The following is a 16,723-nucleotide window of genomic DNA, read 5'->3' as shown; positions in this document are numbered from 1 at the left end:
CCCAATCCGTAGCCTGCCCTCGACCCCACGTACACGCCCGCGCTGGCAAGCTGGGCGTCATGGCTGAACCGCTCCCCCTGCGTCCGCCACCGCCATTGCTGGATGACGCCTGCGCGTTGTTCCTCGATGTCGACGGCACCCTGATCGAATTCGCTGCACGCCCGGATGCCGTGCAGTTGCTGCCGGATGTGCGTGAAGCCATCGGCCGCATCAGCGACCGCCTGGAAGGTGCCGTGGCACTGGTCAGTGGCCGCCCGCTTGAACAGCTGGATCAACTGTTCGCTCCCCTGAAATTGCCCGCCGCCGGCCTGCATGGCCACGAACTGCGCGGCGAAGACGGTCGCGTCCTGCGCGACGAACACGACGACGACACCGCCGAGTGGCTGCACGCGCTGCACCAGCAGGCGATGCGCTTCGCCCATGGCCATCCCGGCGTGCTGGTGGAAGACAAGGGCGTCGGCCTGGCGCTGCATTGGCGCGGTGCGCCGCACGCGGCAAGTGATGTGCGCGCCTTTGCCGACCGCCATGTGCGTGGCCGTGCCAGCTATCGCCTGCAGCCCGGTGACCATGTGGTCGAATTCGTTCCGGTCGGCACCGACAAGGGCCGTGCCGTGCGCCGGATGATGCAGTACCTGCCGTTCCGCGGCCGCCTGCCGGTGTTCCTCGGCGATGACCTGACCGATGAGTTCGGCTTCGACGCCGCCAATGGCCAGCATGGCTGGAGCGTACTGGTGGGCGAACGGGAACCCAGCAAAGCCGTGTTCGCGCTGCCCGACATACGCAGCGTGCACGCCTGGCTGCGTGAGAATGCCTATTGACCCGGCCACCCCACGGCCGCAACCGAGATGTACCGCGTGATGACCCAACCCGATCTTGATCTGGGCGTGGTCGGCAACGGCAGCTTCGGCGCCCTGGTCGACAAACGTGCCCGCGTTGTCTGGAGCTGCCTGCCCACCTTCGACGGCGACCCCACCTTCTGTGCCCTGCTCGGCCCCAACCAGCAGACGGGTGGCGACTTCGCCATCGAGCTGGAGGACTTCGCGAGCAGCGAGCAGGAATACCTGACCAACACCGCGATCCTGCGTACCGTGCTGCGCGACGTGCACGGTGGTGAACTGGAAATCCTTGATTTCGCCCCGCGCTGGCGCCAGAACGACCGTTTCTACCGACCGGTCAGCCTGATCCGCCAGGTACGACCACTGGCCGGCAGCCCACGCATCACCGTGCACGCACGGCCACTGGCCGACTGGGGCGCACGCGTGCCCGAGTCCACCTGGGGCAGCAACCACGTGCGCTGGATCCTGCCCGAACACGTGCTGCGGCTGACCACCGACGTGCCGGTGCGCTTCATCCGCGATGGCCTGCCGTTCGTGCTCAACCATCCCATCCACCTGATCCTGGGCGTGGATGAATCGCTCAACCGCTCGATCAGTGGCTATGTGCAGGAAGCCTTCCAGCGCACCCGCGACTACTGGCGCGAATGGGTGCGCTACCTGTCCATTCCGCTGGAATGGCAGGACGCGGTAATCCGCAGTGCGATCACCCTGAAGCTGTGCCAGTACGAGGACAGCGGCGCGATCATCGCGGCGATGACCACCTCCATTCCGGAAGCGCCCGGCAGCGTGCGCAACTGGGACTACCGTTACTGCTGGCTGCGTGATGCCGCGTTCGTGGTGCGCGCACTGAACCGCCTCGGCGCAACGCGCACGATGGAACAGTTCCTCGGCTATATCTTCAACCTGGCCACCACCGATGGTACGTTGCAGCCGCTGTATGGCATCGGCTTCGAGGCCAAGCTGGACGAGGACGAAGTACCCAGCCTGTCCGGCTACCGTGGCATGGGCCCGGTGCGGCGCGGCAACCTGGCCTGGGTGCAGCGCCAGCACGATGTCTACGGCAGCGTGGTGCTGGCGTCCACCCAGTTGTTCTTCGACCGCCGCCTGCAGGACCCGGGCGATGCGCACACCTTCGCCCGCCTGGAACCCTTGGGTGAACAGGCGTTCGCCCTGCACGACGTACCCGATGCCGGCCTGTGGGAATTCCGCGGCCGCACCGAAGTGCACACCTACACCAGCGCGATGTGCTGGGCCGCCTGCGACCGCCTGTGCAAGATCGCCGTACGCCTGAAGCGCGATGATCGTGCCCACTACTGGCGCGAGCGTGCCGACACCATCCATGCGCGCATCATGGCCGAGTCCTGGAGCGAGGAGCTGGGCCACTTCATCGATACCTTTGGTGGCCATCGGCTGGATGCCTCGTTGCTGCTGCTGGCCGACATCGGCTTCATCGACGCGATGGATGCGCGCTTCATCGCCACCGTCGACGCCATCGGCCGCGACCTCAAGCATGGCAACTCGCTGTACCGCTATGTCGCGCCGGATGACTTCGGCGAACCGGAAACCAGCTTCACCATCTGCACCTTCTGGTACATCGATGCGCTGGCCGCGATCGGGCGCATGGACGAAGCACGCGGGATGTTCGAGCTGCTGCTGAAGCAGCGGAACCACCTGGGCCTGCTGTCGGAGGATCTGGCCTTCGACAGCGGCGAGGCCTGGGGCAATTTCCCGCAGACCTATTCGCACGTCGGCCTGATCACCGCCGCAATGCGCCTGTCGCGGTCCTGGCAGGAGGCATCGTGAGTCGTCTGGTCGTGGTCTCAAACCGTGTGGCCGTACCCGGCGAGAACCGCGCCGGCGGCCTGGCGGTCGGCCTGCTGGCTGCCCTGAAGGAACGCGGCGGCCTGTGGTTCGGCTGGAGTGGCAAGACGGTGAAGGAAGGCAGCGGCACGCTGCACCGGCAGAAAGACGGTGACATCGACTACGTCACCATGGACCTGAGCAAGCGCGAGGTGGATGGCTACTACAACGGTTTCGCCAATCGCACCCTCTGGCCGTTGCTGCACTTCCGCCTGGATCTGGTCGACTACGACCGGGGCACCCGCGAGACCTACCATAAGGTCAACGCGCTGTTCGCCGACAAGCTCGCGCCGCTGCTGCGCGAGGACGACATCGTCTGGATCCACGACTACCACCTGATCCCGCTTGGTGCGCTGCTGCGCGAGCGTGGCATCGGCTGCCGCATCGGTTTCTTCCTGCACATCCCGATGCCGTCGGCCGATCTGCTGCAGGCGATGCCCGACCACCTGCGGCTGTTTTCCGCGCTGTATGCCTACGATCTGGTCGGCTTCCAGACCCAGCGCGATGCGGATCGGTTCCAGACCTACCTGCGCCTGTTCGGCGGCGGCCGCGTGCTCGAAAACGGCGAGCTGGAAGCACCGGGCGGGCGCCGCTTCCGTGCGGCGGCGTTCCCGATCGGCATCGACACCGAGCTGATCGCGCGACAGGCCGGCACCGCCGCCACCAAGGCCGCTGTGAAGAACCTGCGCAACAGCCTGCGTGACCGCCAGCTGGCGATCGGCGTGGATCGCCTGGACTATTCCAAGGGCCTGCCCGAACGCTTCCTCGGCTTCGAGCGCTATCTGGAGCGCCATCCGGATCAGCGCGGCTCGCTGACCTACCTGCAGATCGCCCCGGTCTCGCGAGGCGATGTCACCGAGTACCGGCAGCTGCGCAGCCAGCTGGAACAGATCGCCGGGCACATCAACGGTGGCCACGCCGAACCGGACTGGACGCCGCTGCGCTACGTCAACCAGAACTTCACCCATGCCACGCTGACCGGCTTCTACCGGGCGGCGGCAGTAGGCCTGGTCACGCCGCTACGCGATGGCATGAACCTGGTAGCCAAGGAGTACGTAGCGTCGCAGGACCCGGAAGACCCCGGCGTGCTGGTGCTGTCGCTGCTGGCCGGCGCCGCCGACGAACTCAAGCAGGCTCTGCTGGTGAACCCGCATGATCTGGACGGCGTGGCCGACGCCATCGCCACCGCGGCAACGATGTCGCTGCGCAGGCGCAAGGAACGCTGGCACGCGATGATGGAGCACCTGCGCACCTACGACATCAACCACTGGCGCCGCAGCTATCTGGACGCGCTGGAAGGTTGAGGGAAAAAGGGGACGGAGGGGATTAAGTCGTTTGTGCACAAACGACTTAATCCCCTCCGTCCCCTTTTTTCTTCAATCCAGGAACCGCGCGGCCTGCTCCGGTGCGGGCAGGTAACAGGCGTCATGCCGCCCGAACCAGCGGTAGCGGTTGCGGGCCAGCGCGCGGTACGCGGCATCACGCCAGCTGCGCGGCAGCACGCGCAATGCACCGGTCAGGCGCCAGGCGCCGCCCAGCCCCGCCAGCACGCGCAGGATCGCATCGGTATCGGTCCAGGCGCCCTGTTCGTCCAGCAGCAGGAACGACATCGGGTCCTGCGGGTCCAGCCCATGCGCGCGCAACATCGCACTGCCCTGCGCGCCCTGCATCGCCGCAAAGCGGTAGCGGCCCTTGCGGTCGAAACGCAGGAGGAAGCGCACCCAGCGGTTGCACAGCGCGCACACGCCATCAAACACGATCACCGCGCTGCCGGCCTCGGCGGCGGAATCACTGCGGTTCGAGCCAGCCTTCATAGCGGATCAGGGCTCCGGCCCAGGGCAAGGTCACATCGACCAGGAAAGTGTAGCGCTGGCCGTGCCACGCTTCGCGACATCGCACGCCGCCGAACCAGCGCTTCGGCAGCGGCAGCAGCCCGAACGCCCAGACCCGCCGCACCGACCAGTCGATGCCACCGTCGCGGGCCTGCAGATCAAATTCGAAGCGCACCGCGCCCAACTGCTCGCGCAGGTACCCTTCGTGCGCCCACAGCCGCGACACCATCGGCCAGCGGCCAAACCGCCTCGCCCATTGCTCGCCCTGCCCGTGTGCACTGAACGCCACTTCGGTGGGCAGCGCGTCGCCGTCCTTCGGCAACTGCGCCAACGCGGCCAGCAGCGGCACCAGCCAGTGCCGCCCTCTCACGATGCGCGCCTGTCCCACGTAGCGGCAAGGCAACGGCACGGCATGCAGCGCCTGCACCGGCGCGGCCAGGGTGGCGAAGGCCGGCCCCAGCACGCGCGCGAACAGCGGCGGGGTCAGGGCGCGATCCAGGCCAGGGTCGCCATGCGCCCGGTGCGACGGTCGCGCCGGTGCGAATACAGGTCGGGATCGGCCATCGTCGACACCTTGCCGCCATAGACATGCGCCGGGTCCATCCCCGCCGCCTGCAACCGCTGCCGCGCCAGCGCGAACAGGTCCACCTTCCAGTGCCCCTGGCGTGTCGCCACAAACGCCGCCTCGGCCGCCGGATCATGGCCGACGAAGGCGTGGAAGACCTCTTCGCCGATCTCGTAGTCGGCCGGCCCGGCCGCCGGGCCCAGCCACGCGCGAAGCTGCGCGGGCGGGGTCTGCATGGCGGCCACGGTGGCCTCCAGCATGCCGTCGGCCAGCCCGCGCCATCCGGCGTGAGCGGCGCCCACCTCGCTACCGTCGGCAGCGGCGAACACCACCGGCAGGCAGTCGGCGGTCAGGATCGCCAGCACCACGCCGGGCACCGAGGTCACCGCAGCGTCGGCCACCGGTTCGCTTGCGCCAGGCACCGGCGGCGTTGTGAAGCGCAGCACCGTGCTGCTGTGCACCTGACGCAGCCAGTGCGGTGCCGAGGGCAGCGCCAGCCCCTGCTGCAGCAGCTGCCGGTTGTGCTCCACGTTGGCCGGGGTATCACCATCGGCCGCGTGCCGGTTGCCCAGGTTGAACTGCGCGAACGGCGCCGGCGAAATGCCCGCACCGTGCCGACGCGTGGTCAGCGCATGGACGCCCGGAGGCGCCGGCCAGTCCGCCTGCAGCAAAGGCAACGCGGCGGCCATCACCAGCGGTCCCGCTCGCGTGCGGCGAAGGCTTCGCTGTCTTCGCGCAGCACCTTCATCAGGTGCAGCATGTCGTCCGGCACCGGCGCGGTGTTGCGCACCGGCTCACCGGTGATCGGGTGCGTGAACTCCAGGGTCTCGGCGTGCAGGGCCTGGCGCTTGAAGCCGCGCAGCGCGGCTACCAGCTCATCGCTGGCGCCCTTGGGCAGCTTCAGCGCACCGCCGTACAGCGGGTCACCGATGATCGGATGGCGCACGTGCGCCATGTGCACGCGGATCTGATGGGTACGGCCGGTTTCCAGGCGGCACTCCAGCGCAGTGTGCGCACGGAAGCGCTCGCGCAGTCGGTAATGGGTGATCGCTTCCTTGCCATCCTCGCGCACGGCCATCTTCAGGCGGTCGCGTGGGTGGCGGTCGATCGGGGCATCGGCGGTACCGCCGGCCACCAGCGCACCCATCACGATGGCCAGGTACTGGCGGTGCACGTCGCGCGCGGCCAGCTGCTCGACCAGTGCGGTCTGCGCTTCCAGGGTCTTGGCCACCACCATCACGCCGCTGGTGTCCTTGTCCAGGCGGTGCACGATGCCGGCGCGCGGCAGCACCGCCACCGAGGGGTCGCGGAACAGCAGGGCGTTGACCAGGGTGCCGCTGTGGTTGCCCGCGCCCGGGTGCACCACCAGGCCGACCGGCTTGTTGATCACCAGCAGGTGCTCGTCCTCGAACAGCACGTCCAGCGGGATGTCCTCCGGCTGGGCGTCGGTCTGGGTCTCGAGCACCACATTGAGGGTCACGAGCTCGCCGCCGCGCAGCGGATCGCGCGGGCGCACCTGGGCGCCGTCCAGCAGCACCTCACCGGCCTTGATCCACTCGGTCAGGCGCGAACGCGAGTATTCGGGGAACAGTTCGGCCACCACGGCGTCGAAACGACGGCCGGCAGCGGTGTCGGGGACGATGGCCTGGCGGGCCGATTCAGAGGGTTGTTCAGACATGGCAGGGGGCATTCTTTGAAATTTTGGGGTCCCGGCGGCCGGTTTCAGTCGCTGGACAGGACACTAGGCTATCATCGACCCTTCGTATTCCAGCCGCGTCCCGCCTCGACCCCATGATCCGACGCTCCGCCATGCTCTCCGCGCCCGTCCGCCTCACCGCCCTGCTGCTGGTGCTGGTCATCGCCGCCACCGGCTGCCACCGTGGTGCCAAGAAGGGCGATCGCCCCGATGAAGGGACGCCGGTCGAACAGTTGTACGAGAAGAGCCACAAGCTGATGCAGGGTGGCAACTGGAGCGGCGCCGAAGCCAGCTTCCGCCGCCTGGTGGCCCAGTATCCGTACGGTCCGTACACCGAGCAGGCGATGATCGAGACCGCCTACGCCCAGTACAAGGCCGGCAAGCACGATGACGCGGTGTCCAGCATCGACCGCTTCATCCGTACCTACCCGACCCATCGCAACATCGCGTACCTGTACTACCTGCGCGGCCTGGCCAACTCCAACCGCAGTACGGTTTTCCTGCGCCGCGTATGGTCGCTGGATGCCAGCCGCCGCGACCTGTCCACGCCGCACCAGGCGTATTCGGACTTCAACATCGTGGTGGACCGCTACCCGAACAGCCGCTACGCCGCCGATGCGCGCCAGCGCATGCTGGAGCTGCGTGACGTGTTCGCCCAGCATGAGCTGGACAACGCCCTGTACTACATGCGCCGCGGCGCCTGGGTCTCGGCCGCCGGCCGCGCCAACTACCTGCTGGAAACCTACCCGCAGAGCGCGTTCCAGTACGACGCCGTGGCTGTGCTGGCCGATTCCTACACCCACCTGGGCAACAAGACCCTGGCCGACGATGCCCGCCGCGTCCTGCAGCTGAACCAGCCGGACCACCCGTGGCTGGAAGGCAAGTGGCCGAAGTACCCGTGGATGATCCGCAAGCTGAACCCGTTCGCCGGCGAGAAATCCGCCAGCACCGGCCAGCGCAACGCGCGACTGGAAAAGAAGTAAGAGAGGGCCCCGAAAGGGGCCTTTTCTTTGTCGGTAGATCCACGCCATGCGTGGATGGTTCGTACGCCCATCGACCACGACACTAGGAATTCTACGAATTCCCGGCGGATGCGACGCCGGTCGCATCCCGCTCCGGCGACGCCCTCCACACTGCGGCGCAACGGCCATCCCGGCCGTGAAGGAGCGCCCCATGACCCTACCGCCCCGCCGTTTCCGCCCCCTCGCCTGCCTCCTTGCCACCGCCCTGCTGGCGCTGTCCTCGGCCCCCCTGGCTGCCGCACCGGGTGCACCGGGTGATCTGCTGTCTGCTGCCCCCTATCGCGCGTCATGGGTGCCGTCCAAGGCTGCGCAGGCCTACAAGCTCCACTACCGCACCCCGGATCTTCGCGGCCAGCTGGCCGAAGGCACCGGCCTGCTGTACCTGCCCGCCGGCGCGGCTCCAGCGGGCGGCTGGCCGGTGGTGTCCTGGGCACATGGCACCCAGGGCATCGCAGATCGCTGCGCGCCCTCGGTGTCCGGCCCCTACCAACCCGAACGCGACGGGCGCTTCCTCGATCAGTTCCTGGCACAGGGCTATGCGGTGGTCGCCGCGGACTACCAGGGGCTCGGCAGCCCCGGCGAGCATGCCTATCTGCACGTCCGCACGGCCGCGCGCAATGCCATCGACCTGGTCAAGGCCAGCCGCCAGTACCTGGGCAACGCAGCGCTGTCGCCGCGCTGGGTCTCGGTTGGTCATTCACAGGGTGGCGCTGCAGCCCTCACAGCCGGGCATCTGGCGCCCACCTATGGTGGTCCTTCCCTGCACTACCGTGGCAGCTTCACCACCGGCACGCCTACCGCAGTCGAGCTGACCGCGCTGGTGATGAAGCCGGACAACCGCACCGCCAATCCTGGCGCGCTCAACGCGTATCACGCGTATCTGCTCGACGGTCTGTTGCAGGTCGCGCCACAGATCGACCGCGTCCTCAGCGACACCGGTCGCGCTCGCGTGGCAGTGGCACGCGAGCAGTGCCTGGGCGAACTGGCCACCACGCTGGACGGTGCAGATACCGGCAGCATGTTCACTGCACCGCTGACCAGCGTGCCGGGCATCTGGGCGGTGCTGTACGACTATCTCGGTGTACCGCGCCGCGGCTTCAGCCAACCGCTGATGCTGGGCCACGGCAGCGAGGACCGCGATGTGCCCTATCTGACCACCCTGCTGTATGCCGCAGGCCTGGCCCTGCGAGGCGAGCCGGTCGCGTTCCGGCGTTACCCGGTCGACCACCGCGGCACGCTGGATGCGGCGGCGGCGGATGGCTTGGCGTTTGTGCGGGCACGGCTGGGGGACGGACGCTTCAACGACGCTGCGGAAACTGCCAGCCTCGAACAACTGCTTGAGGACGCCCAGTAGATCCACGCCATGCGTGGATACGCGGTATACGGGTTGCCGGCCAGCGGCCGGCACTACCGAACGCAGTAGAGCCACGCCATGCGTGGATGCGCGGTATGCGGGGTTGCCGGCCAGCGGCCGGCACTACCCGCCAACCGCAGCTTCAGCCCTTGTAGCCGTTGCTGATCGGGTAACGACGCTCGCGGCCAAATGCCCGGCGCGAGACCTTCGGCCCCGGCGCGGCCTGGTGCCGCTTCCACTCGCTGATGCGCACCAGGCGCAGCACTCGGTCGACCACGGCCGCGTCGTAACCGGCCGCAACGATCTCCGTGCGCGACTGCTCCTGGTCGATGTAGCGGTACAGGATGCCGTCCAGCACGTCATAGGCCGGCAGCGAATCCTGGTCCAGCTGGTTCTCGCGCAGCTCGGCCGACGGCGGGCGGCTGATCACGGCCGGCGGGATCACCGGCGCGCCGCCCACGGTGTTGCGCCACTTCGACAGCCCGAACACTTCGGTCTTGTACAGGTCCTTCAGCGGCGCATAGCCACCGCACATGTCGCCGTAGATGGTGGCGTAACCCACCGCGTATTCGCTTTTGTTGCCGGTGGTCAGCAACAGGCCACCGAACTTGTTGGCCAGCGCCATCAGGATCACGCCACGGCTGCGCGACTGCAGGTTCTCTTCGGTCACGTCCGGCGCAGTGCCTTCGAACATCGGCGCCAGCGATTCCATCAGGCCCTTGAACGCCGGCTCGATCGATACCGCCTCCAGCTTCACGCCCAGTGCCTGGCACTGTTCGGCGGCCAGGTCGTTGGACAGGCCCGCGGTATAGCGCGACGGCAACCGCACGGCGGTGACGTTTTCCGCGCCCATCGCGTCCACGGCCATGGCCAGCACCAGCGCCGAGTCGATGCCGCCGGACAGGCCCAGCCACACCTTCTTGAAGCCGTTCTTGCGGCAGTAGTCCTGGATGCCACGGGTCACTGCGCGCCAGGCCAGCGCGTCCATGCGCTCGTCGCCATCGTCCATCCACACGTGCGGCATGAAGCGGCGGCTTTCACCGTCGTACTCCACCACCAGCCACTGGTCGACGAAGGCGGCGGCGGCCGGGTGCACGGTACCGTCGCCATCGGCCACCACCGAGGCGCCGTCGAACACCAGCGCGTCCTGGCCACCGACCACGTTGAGGTAGGCGATCGCCGCCCCGCTCTCACGGGTGCGTGCGGCCAGCACCGCATCGCGCTGGGCATGCTTGCCACGCTCGTAAGGCGAGGCATTGGGCACCACCACCAGCTGCGCACCGGCGCGCACGGTGTCGGCCAGCGGCTCGGCGAACCACAGGTCCTCGCAGATCAGCAGGCCGACCGGAATGCCGTTGACCTCGAACACGCAGCTGCCGCCATCCGGATCGACATCGAAGTAGCGGCGCTCGTCGAACACCGCGTAGTTGGGCAGCTCGCGCTTGCGGTAGGTCTGCTCGACCAGGCCGTCACGCAGCACGCTGGCGGCGTTGTAGACCACCGCACCGGCCGCCTGCGGCCAACCAACCACGGCGGTGATGCCACGGCAGGCAGCAGCGATGCGGGCCATCGCCTGCTCGCACTCGTACAGGAAGCCCGGGCGCAGCAGCAGGTCTTCCGGCGGATAACCACTCACCGCCAGCTCGGGGAACATCACCAGCTCGGCGCCGTACTCGTCGCGCGCCTGGCCGATCATCTCGATGATGCGCTCGGTGTTGCCGGCGACATCGCCGACCGGGAAGTCGAACTGCGCCATCGCGATGCGGATCGAAGCCATGGGAATCCAGCCTGTGGTTGCAATGTGCCCATTGTAGCGCTGCGCCATGCGCGCGCCGGGCGCGCTCATTGCGTGGACAGCCCCGGCTCAGTAGATCCACGCCATGCGTGGATGGGGTTACCGGGATGGTCAGGGCACCAGACGCAGAAAGGCCGCCCGGAGGCGGCCTTTCTGTTTGAAGCAAGAGCGTCAGTCGAGCATGGCTCGACTCTACACAAGCGGTCTTATTTCACCAGCTTGGCGATGGCAGCGCCCAGGTCGCCCGGCGAGCGGACGGTGACAACACCGGCAGCTTCCATGGCGGCGAACTTGCCTTCGGCAGTGCCCTTGCCGCCCGAGGCGATCGCACCGGCGTGGCCCATGCGCTTGCCGGCCGGAGCCGACGCACCGGCGATGAAACCGACGACCGGCTTCTTCACGTGGTTCTTGATGTACTCGGCGCCGGCTTCTTCAGCGTCACCGCCGATTTCGCCAACCATGATGATGCCTTCGGTCTGCGGGTCTTCGTTGAACAGCTTCAGGCAGTCGACGAAGTTCAGGCCGTTGATCGGGTCACCACCGATGCCGATGCAGGTGGACTGGCCCAGACCGACTTCAGTGGTCTGCTTGACCGCTTCATAGGTCAGGGTGCCCGAACGCGACACGATGCCGATCTTGCCCGGCTGGTGGATGTGGCCCGGCATGATGCCGATCTTGCACTCACCCGGGGTGATGACGCCCGGGCAGTTCGGCCCGATCAGCACGGTGTCCGGATGCGAACGGGTCAGCACGTTCTTGACGCGCAGCATGTCCAGCACCGGGATGCCTTCGGTGATGCAGACGATGACCTTGATGCCGGCAGCAGCGGCTTCCAGGATCGCGTCGGCCGCGTACGGCGGCGGCACGTAGATGACCGAAGCGTTGGCGCCGGTGCTCTGCACGGCGTCGGCAACGGTGTTGAAGACCGGCAGGTCGATATGGGTGGTGCCACCCTTGCCCGGGGTCACGCCGCCAACAACCTGGGTGCCGTACTCGATCATCTGAGTGGCGTGGAAGGTGCCCTGCTGGCCGGTGAAGCCCTGCACGATCACCTTGGTGTTCTTGTTAATCAAAACAGACATGGGAATTCCTTGGTGTCGAATCAGGCAGCGTTCTTGACAGCTTCAACGATCTTCTTGGCGCCATCGTTGATGTTGTCAGCCGGGATGATGGCCATGCCGCTGTCACGCAGCAGCTGCTTGCCTTCTTCCACGTTGGTGCCTTCCAGGCGCACCACGACCGGAACCTTGACGCCCACTTCCTTCACGGCGGCGATGATGCCTTCGGCAATCATGTCGCAGCGGACGATGCCGCCGAAGATGTTGACGAAGATGCCTTCAACCTTGTCCGAGGACAGGATCAGCTTGAACGCTTCGATGACGCGCTGCTTGTTGGCACCGCCGCCCACGTCCAGGAAGTTCGCCGGCTCGCCGCCGTTGAGCTTGATGACGTCCATGGTGGCCATGGCCAGGCCTGCGCCGTTCACCATGCAGCCGATGTTGCCGTCCATGGTGACGTAGTTGATGTCCAGCTCCGAAGCGATCACTTCGGTCGGATCTTCCTGGGTCTTGTCGCGCATGGCGACCAGGGCCTTCTGGCGGAACGCGGCGTTGTCGTCGCTGTCGAACTTGCCGTCCAGCGCGTACAGGTTGCCGTCGTCCAGGATGGCCAGCGGGTTGATTTCAACCAGCGCCAGGTCCTTTTCGTTGAACAGGCGGTACAGGTTCACCATGATGCTGGCGAACTGGCCGGCCTGCTTGGCGGTCAGGCCCAGCTTGAAGCCGAAATCACGGCCGTGGTAACCCTGCACGCCTTCGACGAAGTCGACGTTCAGCGAGTGGATCAGCTCCGGGGTTTCAGCGGCGACCTGCTCGATCTCCACGCCGCCTTCCGAAGAGGCGATGTAGGTGATGGTCTTGGTGCCACGGTCGACCAGCACCGACAGGTACAGTTCCTTGACGATCTCGCCGGCGGTGGTCACCAGCACCAGGTTGACCGGCAGTTCAACGCCAGCGGTCTGGTAGGTGGCCATCTTGGTGCCGAGCATCTTGGCCGCAGCGGCCTTCACGTCGTCGGTGGTCTTGCAGAACTTGACGCCGCCAGCCTTGCCGCGGCCGCCAGCGTGGATCTGCGCCTTGACCATCCAGGGGCCCTGGCCCAGGGAGTTGGCAGCGGCAACCGCTTCGTCCGGGGTCGCAGCGACCTTGCCGGCCGGGACCGGGATGCCGTACTCGGCAAGCAGTTGTTTTGACTGGTATTCGTGGAAATTCATGCGTCACCGTGGGAATAGGAACGACCGCACGCAATTCCTCAGGGCCCCGGCGGGGCGCCGGCATGGACCGCGGCGGGCCCACTATTGTGGCCGAGCCAGCGCCGAGGCGCAAAGAAGTCTGTACAAAACGCCACACCCGGCCAGATTTCCACCACCATTCAGGCAGTTGCGCCCGGGCCGGCGTTGGCCACCGGTATCCACGGCAGGCCAAATGCGCGATCCGGGCGGCTCCGGCGGCGTCCTGCCGGGGGCCCTATACTGGTCAACCAAGGTGTGTAGTGTCGGGCTTGCCCGGCGGCTTCCACCGCGGGCCACATAGAAGCGACGAACCCGCCCGGCTTCAGGGGATGCCAGGCAGGGCCGCCGCAGATTCCAGACCCAGGCAGCCAGAAGGGGAGTTCCGGCGTGTCACCCAGTGCTTCATTGATCGACCGCATCGAATCGATTCCGCGGCGTGAGCTGTACTTCTTCGCGCTGTACCGGGTGCTGATCGCCGCGGTCATCGCCGGCCTGCTCTACAGCCCCCTGTCCGGCATGGTCGGCGAGGCCCATCACCCGCGTCTGGCCGATACCGTCGCGGCGATCTATCTGCTGCTGTCGCTGCTGGCCCTGGCAATCGGCCGCAACGAACGCTGGCTGCGCCCGATCGTGGTCAGCAGCGTGCTGGTGGACATCATCGCCGCCACCCTGCTGGCGCATGCCCTGCCCGGTGCCAGCGCCGGCATCTCGATGTCGCTGCTGTTCAACATCGCCGCCGCCGCCACCCTGCTGCCGCTGAGCTGGGGCCTGGGCCTGGCGGTTGCGGCCAGCCTGGCCACCGGTACCGAATACCTCTGGAAGGTGCTCGAAGGCGGTGACCCCACCCGCACGCTGGCCGAGCTGGCCATGTTCGCCACCAGCTACCTGGCGCTGGCCTTCATCAGCTACCAGGTGGGCAACCGCGCGCGCCGCAACCAGCAGCTGGCCAACCAGCGCGGCGACGAAGTGGCCAACCTGTTCCAGATCAACGAACTGATCATCCGCCGCATGCGCACCGGCGTGCTGGTCGTGGACGCCGACAACCGCATCACCCTGGCCAATGAAGCGGCCTCGATGCTGCTCGGCGACAACGACGGCATCGGTGAGACGGGACGGCTGGATCTGGCCAGTGCCGCGCCGGAACTGGCGCGCCGCCTGCAGCGCTGGCGCAACGGCTGGGCGCAAGACGAACTGCCGCTGCAGCTCAACCCCGACCAGCCGGAAGTGCAACCGCGCTTCGCCCGCCTGCTGGCCGGCAGCGAACTGGCGCTGGTATTCCTGGACGACTCCAGCGTGGTCTCGCGGCGCGCCGAATCGCTCACCCTGTCGGCGATGGGCCGCTTCTCGGCCAGCCTCGCCCACGAGATCCGTAATCCGCTGGCGGCGATCAACTACGCCGTGCAGCTGCTGGAGGAAGGCACCGGTTTCAACGAAAGCGACCGCCGTCTGCTGCAGATCATCCGCCAGCAATGCCAGCGCACCAACGGCATCGTCGAGAGCGTGCTGGGGCTGGCACGGCGCGAGCGCGCCACGCCCGAGAACGTCGACCTGGTCGCCTTCGTGCGCCGCTTCGTGCTGGAGTACAAGCAGGGCCAGACGCTGGAAACCGACAGCATCGAACCGATCATCAGCGACACGGCGGTGATGGCGCAGGTCGACAGCAAACACCTGTACCAGGTGCTCACCGTGCTGGTGCACAACGCACTGAAATACGGCCGCATCGGCCAGCAACCGGCGCGCGTGCGCCTGCGCGTGGCGCAGCACGAGCGCAGCGCGGTGATCGACGTGATGGACCGCGGCCCGGGCATTCCCGAGAGCGTGGCCGCACAGCTGTTCCGCCCGTTCTTCACTACCTCCGAGCACGGCACCGGGCTGGGCCTGTATATCGCCCGCGAGTTGTGCCGCGCCAACCAGGCACGGCTCGACTACATCCCGGTGCCCGCCGGCGGCTCGTGCTTCCGCCTGGTGCTGCCCGGCCCGCACACGCTGTTGCCCACCTGATTCCAAATCTGTGCGTCAAACATTTGTCGCTTCCAGCCCCCTCGTTTATCTTTCACGCCCATGAACGAAACCCGCAGCGCCCTCGTCGTCGACGATGAACGCGACATCCGCGAACTGCTGGTACTGACCCTCGGCCGCATGGGGCTGCGCATCAGTACCGCCGCCAACCTGGCCGAAGCGCGCGAGCTGCTGGCCAGCAACCCGTACGACCTGTGCATCACCGACATGCGCCTTCCGGATGGCAACGGCATCGAGCTGGTCAGCGAGATCGCCCAGCACTATCCGCGCACGCCGGTGGCGATGATCACCGCGTTCGGCAGCATGGACCTGGCCGTGGAAGCGCTGAAGGCCGGCGCCTTCGACTTCGTCAGCAAGCCGGTGGACATCTCGGTGCTGCGTGGCCTGGTCAAGCACGCGCTGGAACTCAACAACACCGAACGCCCTGCGCCCGGCCCCGCCACCGAACAGGCTGCACGCCTGCTCGGCGCTTCGCCGGCCATGGACGTGTTGCGCACCACCATCGGCAAGGTCGCGCGCAGCCAGGCGCCGGTCTACATCCTCGGTGAATCCGGGGTTGGCAAGGAACTGGTCGCGCGCACCATCCACGCCCAGGGCGCGCGTGCGGCTGGTCCGTTCGTGCCGGTCAACTGCGGTGCCATTCCCGGCGAGCTGATGGAAAGCGAATTCTTCGGCCACCGCAAAGGCAGCTTCAGCGGCGCCCATGCCGACAAGCCGGGCCTGTTCCAGGCTGCACATGGCGGCACCCTGTTCCTGGACGAAGTGGCCGAGCTGCCCCTGCAGATGCAGGTGAAGCTGCTGCGCGCCATCCAGGAAAAGTCGGTGCGTGCGGTGGGTGCGGCCAACGAAGAACCGGTGGACGTACGCATCCTCTCTGCCACCCACAAGGACCTGGCCGAGCTGGTCGAAGATGGGCGCTTCCGCCACGACCTGTACTACCGCATCAACGTGATCGAACTGAAGGTGCCGCCGCTGCGCGAGCGCCGCCAGGACCTGCCGGAGCTGGCGGCCGCCGTGCTGGCGCGGCTGGCCCGCAGCCACGGCCGTGCCACCCCGCTGCTGGCGCCGTCGGCGCTGGAAGCGCTGGCCCACTATGCGTTCCCGGGCAATGTGCGCGAGCTGGAGAACATTCTGGAGCGCGCGCTGGCACTGGCCGAAGAAGACCGCATCGGTGCCGACGACCTGCGCCTGCCGCAGCACGCCCCACGTGCGCCCGGCGGCGCTGCTCCCGCCGAAGCCGTGGCCGACCTGCAGCCGGGCGGTGCCGCCCTGCCCTCATACATCGAGCAGCTGGAGCGCAGCGCCATCCAGCGCGCGCTGGAAGAGAACCGCTGGAACAAGACCCGCACGGCTGCGCAGCTGGGGATTACCTTCCGCGCGCTGCGCTACAAGCTGAAGAAGCTGGGGATGGAGTAAGGGCCGAACGGCCCTGGTAGGCGCCAACCTTGGTTGGC

General features: G+C 67.3%; 14 protein-coding genes. 7 read left to right on the top strand and 7 right to left on the bottom strand.

The genetic code is table 11. The features are described 5' to 3' along the window. The first annotated feature begins 59 nt into the window (after window positions 1-59). The 3 genes from otsB to otsA are packed head-to-tail and all read left to right on the top strand — an operon-like array spanning window position 60 to window position 4,000. Complete coding sequence (otsB, locus tag N7573_RS21065) at window positions 60-818, top strand: trehalose-phosphatase (RefSeq protein WP_032128814.1); 759 nt, start codon at window positions 60-62, stop codon at window positions 816-818. Between the two features lie 39 nt (window positions 819-857). Further along, window positions 858-2,639 (top strand): glycoside hydrolase family 15 protein, encoded by a 1,782-nt coding sequence (locus N7573_RS21060; protein ID WP_279913629.1) that lies wholly within the window; start codon window positions 858-860, stop codon window positions 2,637-2,639. Next, window positions 2,636-4,000 carry an alpha,alpha-trehalose-phosphate synthase (UDP-forming) gene (gene otsA / locus N7573_RS21055; RefSeq protein ID WP_049422963.1) on the top strand — a complete coding sequence of 455 codons (1,365 nt, stop codon included), beginning with the start codon at window positions 2,636-2,638 and terminating at the stop codon, window positions 3,998-4,000. Before N7573_RS21060 ends, otsA begins: the two co-directional genes overlap by 4 nt. Before the next feature lie 72 nt (window positions 4,001-4,072). Here the strand turns inward: otsA and N7573_RS21050 are convergent, their stop codons facing one another. The 4 genes from N7573_RS21050 to rluD are packed head-to-tail and all read right to left on the bottom strand — an operon-like array spanning window position 4,073 to window position 6,771. Further along, entirely contained in the window at window positions 4,073-4,510 is a 438-nt protein-coding gene (locus tag N7573_RS21050; protein WP_032128816.1) for a thiol-disulfide oxidoreductase DCC family protein, read from the bottom strand. Then, complete coding sequence (locus tag N7573_RS21045; protein WP_279913630.1) at window positions 4,485-4,991, bottom strand: DUF4166 domain-containing protein; 507 nt, start codon at window positions 4,989-4,991, stop codon at window positions 4,485-4,487. The genes N7573_RS21050 and N7573_RS21045 overlap by 26 nt, the downstream gene beginning before the upstream one ends. A 20-nt stretch (window positions 4,992-5,011) precedes the next feature. Next, the gene (pgeF, locus tag N7573_RS21040) at window positions 5,012-5,782 is read right to left on the bottom strand and encodes a peptidoglycan editing factor PgeF (RefSeq protein WP_279913631.1); all 771 of its coding nucleotides are present in this window, start codon (window positions 5,780-5,782) and stop codon (window positions 5,012-5,014) included. Beyond that, window positions 5,782-6,771, bottom strand: coding sequence for a 23S rRNA pseudouridine(1911/1915/1917) synthase RluD (rluD, locus tag N7573_RS21035; protein ID WP_080291790.1), 990 nt, complete (start codon window positions 6,769-6,771; stop codon window positions 5,782-5,784). Before rluD ends, pgeF begins: the two co-directional genes overlap by 1 nt. A 113-nt stretch (window positions 6,772-6,884) precedes the next feature. On the opposite strand from rluD, the gene N7573_RS21030 reads away from it, so the two are divergent. Together N7573_RS21030 and N7573_RS21025 are read left to right on the top strand one after the other, a co-directional pair. Further along, window positions 6,885-7,772, top strand: coding sequence for an outer membrane protein assembly factor BamD (locus tag N7573_RS21030; protein ID WP_029379759.1), 888 nt, complete (start codon window positions 6,885-6,887; stop codon window positions 7,770-7,772). 190 nt (window positions 7,773-7,962) lie between these two features. After that, the gene (locus tag N7573_RS21025; RefSeq protein ID WP_049463621.1) at window positions 7,963-9,165 is read left to right on the top strand and encodes a lipase family protein; all 1,203 of its coding nucleotides are present in this window, start codon (window positions 7,963-7,965) and stop codon (window positions 9,163-9,165) included. A 142-nt stretch (window positions 9,166-9,307) separates the two neighbouring features. Here N7573_RS21025 and N7573_RS21020 read toward each other — a convergent pair whose 3' ends face one another. The 3 genes from N7573_RS21020 to sucC all read right to left on the bottom strand — a co-directional run bounded on the left by N7573_RS21020 (window position 9,308) and on the right by sucC (window position 13,232). Continuing rightward, window positions 9,308-10,942 (bottom strand): NAD+ synthase, encoded by a 1,635-nt coding sequence (locus N7573_RS21020; protein WP_279943275.1) that lies wholly within the window; start codon window positions 10,940-10,942, stop codon window positions 9,308-9,310. Between the two features lie 224 nt (window positions 10,943-11,166). Next, window positions 11,167-12,042 (bottom strand): succinate--CoA ligase subunit alpha, encoded by an 876-nt coding sequence (sucD, locus tag N7573_RS21015; protein ID WP_005410793.1) that lies wholly within the window; start codon window positions 12,040-12,042, stop codon window positions 11,167-11,169. 20 nt (window positions 12,043-12,062) lie between these two features. Then, window positions 12,063-13,232, bottom strand: a complete 1,170-nt coding sequence (gene sucC / locus N7573_RS21010; protein WP_004154430.1) for an ADP-forming succinate--CoA ligase subunit beta — start codon at window positions 13,230-13,232, stop codon at window positions 12,063-12,065. Window positions 13,233-13,637: 405 nt separating this feature from the next. Here sucC and N7573_RS21005 point away from each other — a divergent pair, with 405 nt between their 5' ends. Together N7573_RS21005 and N7573_RS21000 are read left to right on the top strand one after the other, a co-directional pair. Continuing rightward, the gene (locus tag N7573_RS21005) at window positions 13,638-15,251 is read left to right on the top strand and encodes an ATP-binding protein (RefSeq protein WP_049401617.1); all 1,614 of its coding nucleotides are present in this window, start codon (window positions 13,638-13,640) and stop codon (window positions 15,249-15,251) included. A 60-nt stretch (window positions 15,252-15,311) separates the two neighbouring features. After that, window positions 15,312-16,685: a sigma-54 dependent transcriptional regulator gene (locus tag N7573_RS21000; protein ID WP_010481514.1), complete on the top strand. Its 1,374-nt coding sequence runs from the start codon at window positions 15,312-15,314 to the stop codon at window positions 16,683-16,685. Window positions 16,686-16,723: the final 38 nt, after the last annotated feature.

Source organism: Stenotrophomonas sp. GD04054 (genome assembly GCF_029836955.1).
In the GTDB taxonomy this organism is placed as follows: Bacteria; Pseudomonadota; Gammaproteobacteria; order Xanthomonadales; family Xanthomonadaceae; genus Stenotrophomonas; species Stenotrophomonas maltophilia_A.
Note: the sequence above shows the minus strand (reverse complement) of the source record. Positions and strands in the feature narration are given on the sequence as shown.

Excerpts from the sequence above, each read along its gene's own strand:
- N7573_RS21020 (WP_279943275.1), bottom strand. The coding sequence starts at position 10,942 with ATGGCTTCGATCCGCATCGCGATGGCGCAGTTCGACTTCCCGGTCGGC.
- pgeF (WP_279913631.1), bottom strand. The coding sequence starts at position 5,782 with ATGGCCGCCGCGTTGCCTTTGCTGCAGGCGGACTGGCCGGCGCCTCCG.
- sucD (WP_005410793.1), bottom strand. The coding sequence starts at position 12,042 with ATGTCTGTTTTGATTAACAAGAACACCAAGGTGATCGTGCAGGGCTTC.
- sucC (WP_004154430.1), bottom strand. The coding sequence starts at position 13,232 with ATGAATTTCCACGAATACCAGTCAAAACAACTGCTTGCCGAGTACGGC.
- otsB (WP_032128814.1), top strand. The coding sequence starts at position 60 with ATGGCTGAACCGCTCCCCCTGCGTCCGCCACCGCCATTGCTGGATGAC.
- rluD (WP_080291790.1), bottom strand. The coding sequence starts at position 6,771 with ATGTCTGAACAACCCTCTGAATCGGCCCGCCAGGCCATCGTCCCCGAC.
- N7573_RS21060 (WP_279913629.1), top strand. The coding sequence starts at position 858 with ATGACCCAACCCGATCTTGATCTGGGCGTGGTCGGCAACGGCAGCTTC.
- N7573_RS21050 (WP_032128816.1), bottom strand. The coding sequence starts at position 4,510 with ATGAAGGCTGGCTCGAACCGCAGTGATTCCGCCGCCGAGGCCGGCAGC.
- N7573_RS21025 (WP_049463621.1), top strand. The coding sequence starts at position 7,963 with ATGACCCTACCGCCCCGCCGTTTCCGCCCCCTCGCCTGCCTCCTTGCC.
- N7573_RS21030 (WP_029379759.1), top strand. The coding sequence starts at position 6,885 with ATGATCCGACGCTCCGCCATGCTCTCCGCGCCCGTCCGCCTCACCGCC.
- N7573_RS21000 (WP_010481514.1), top strand. The coding sequence starts at position 15,312 with ATGAACGAAACCCGCAGCGCCCTCGTCGTCGACGATGAACGCGACATC.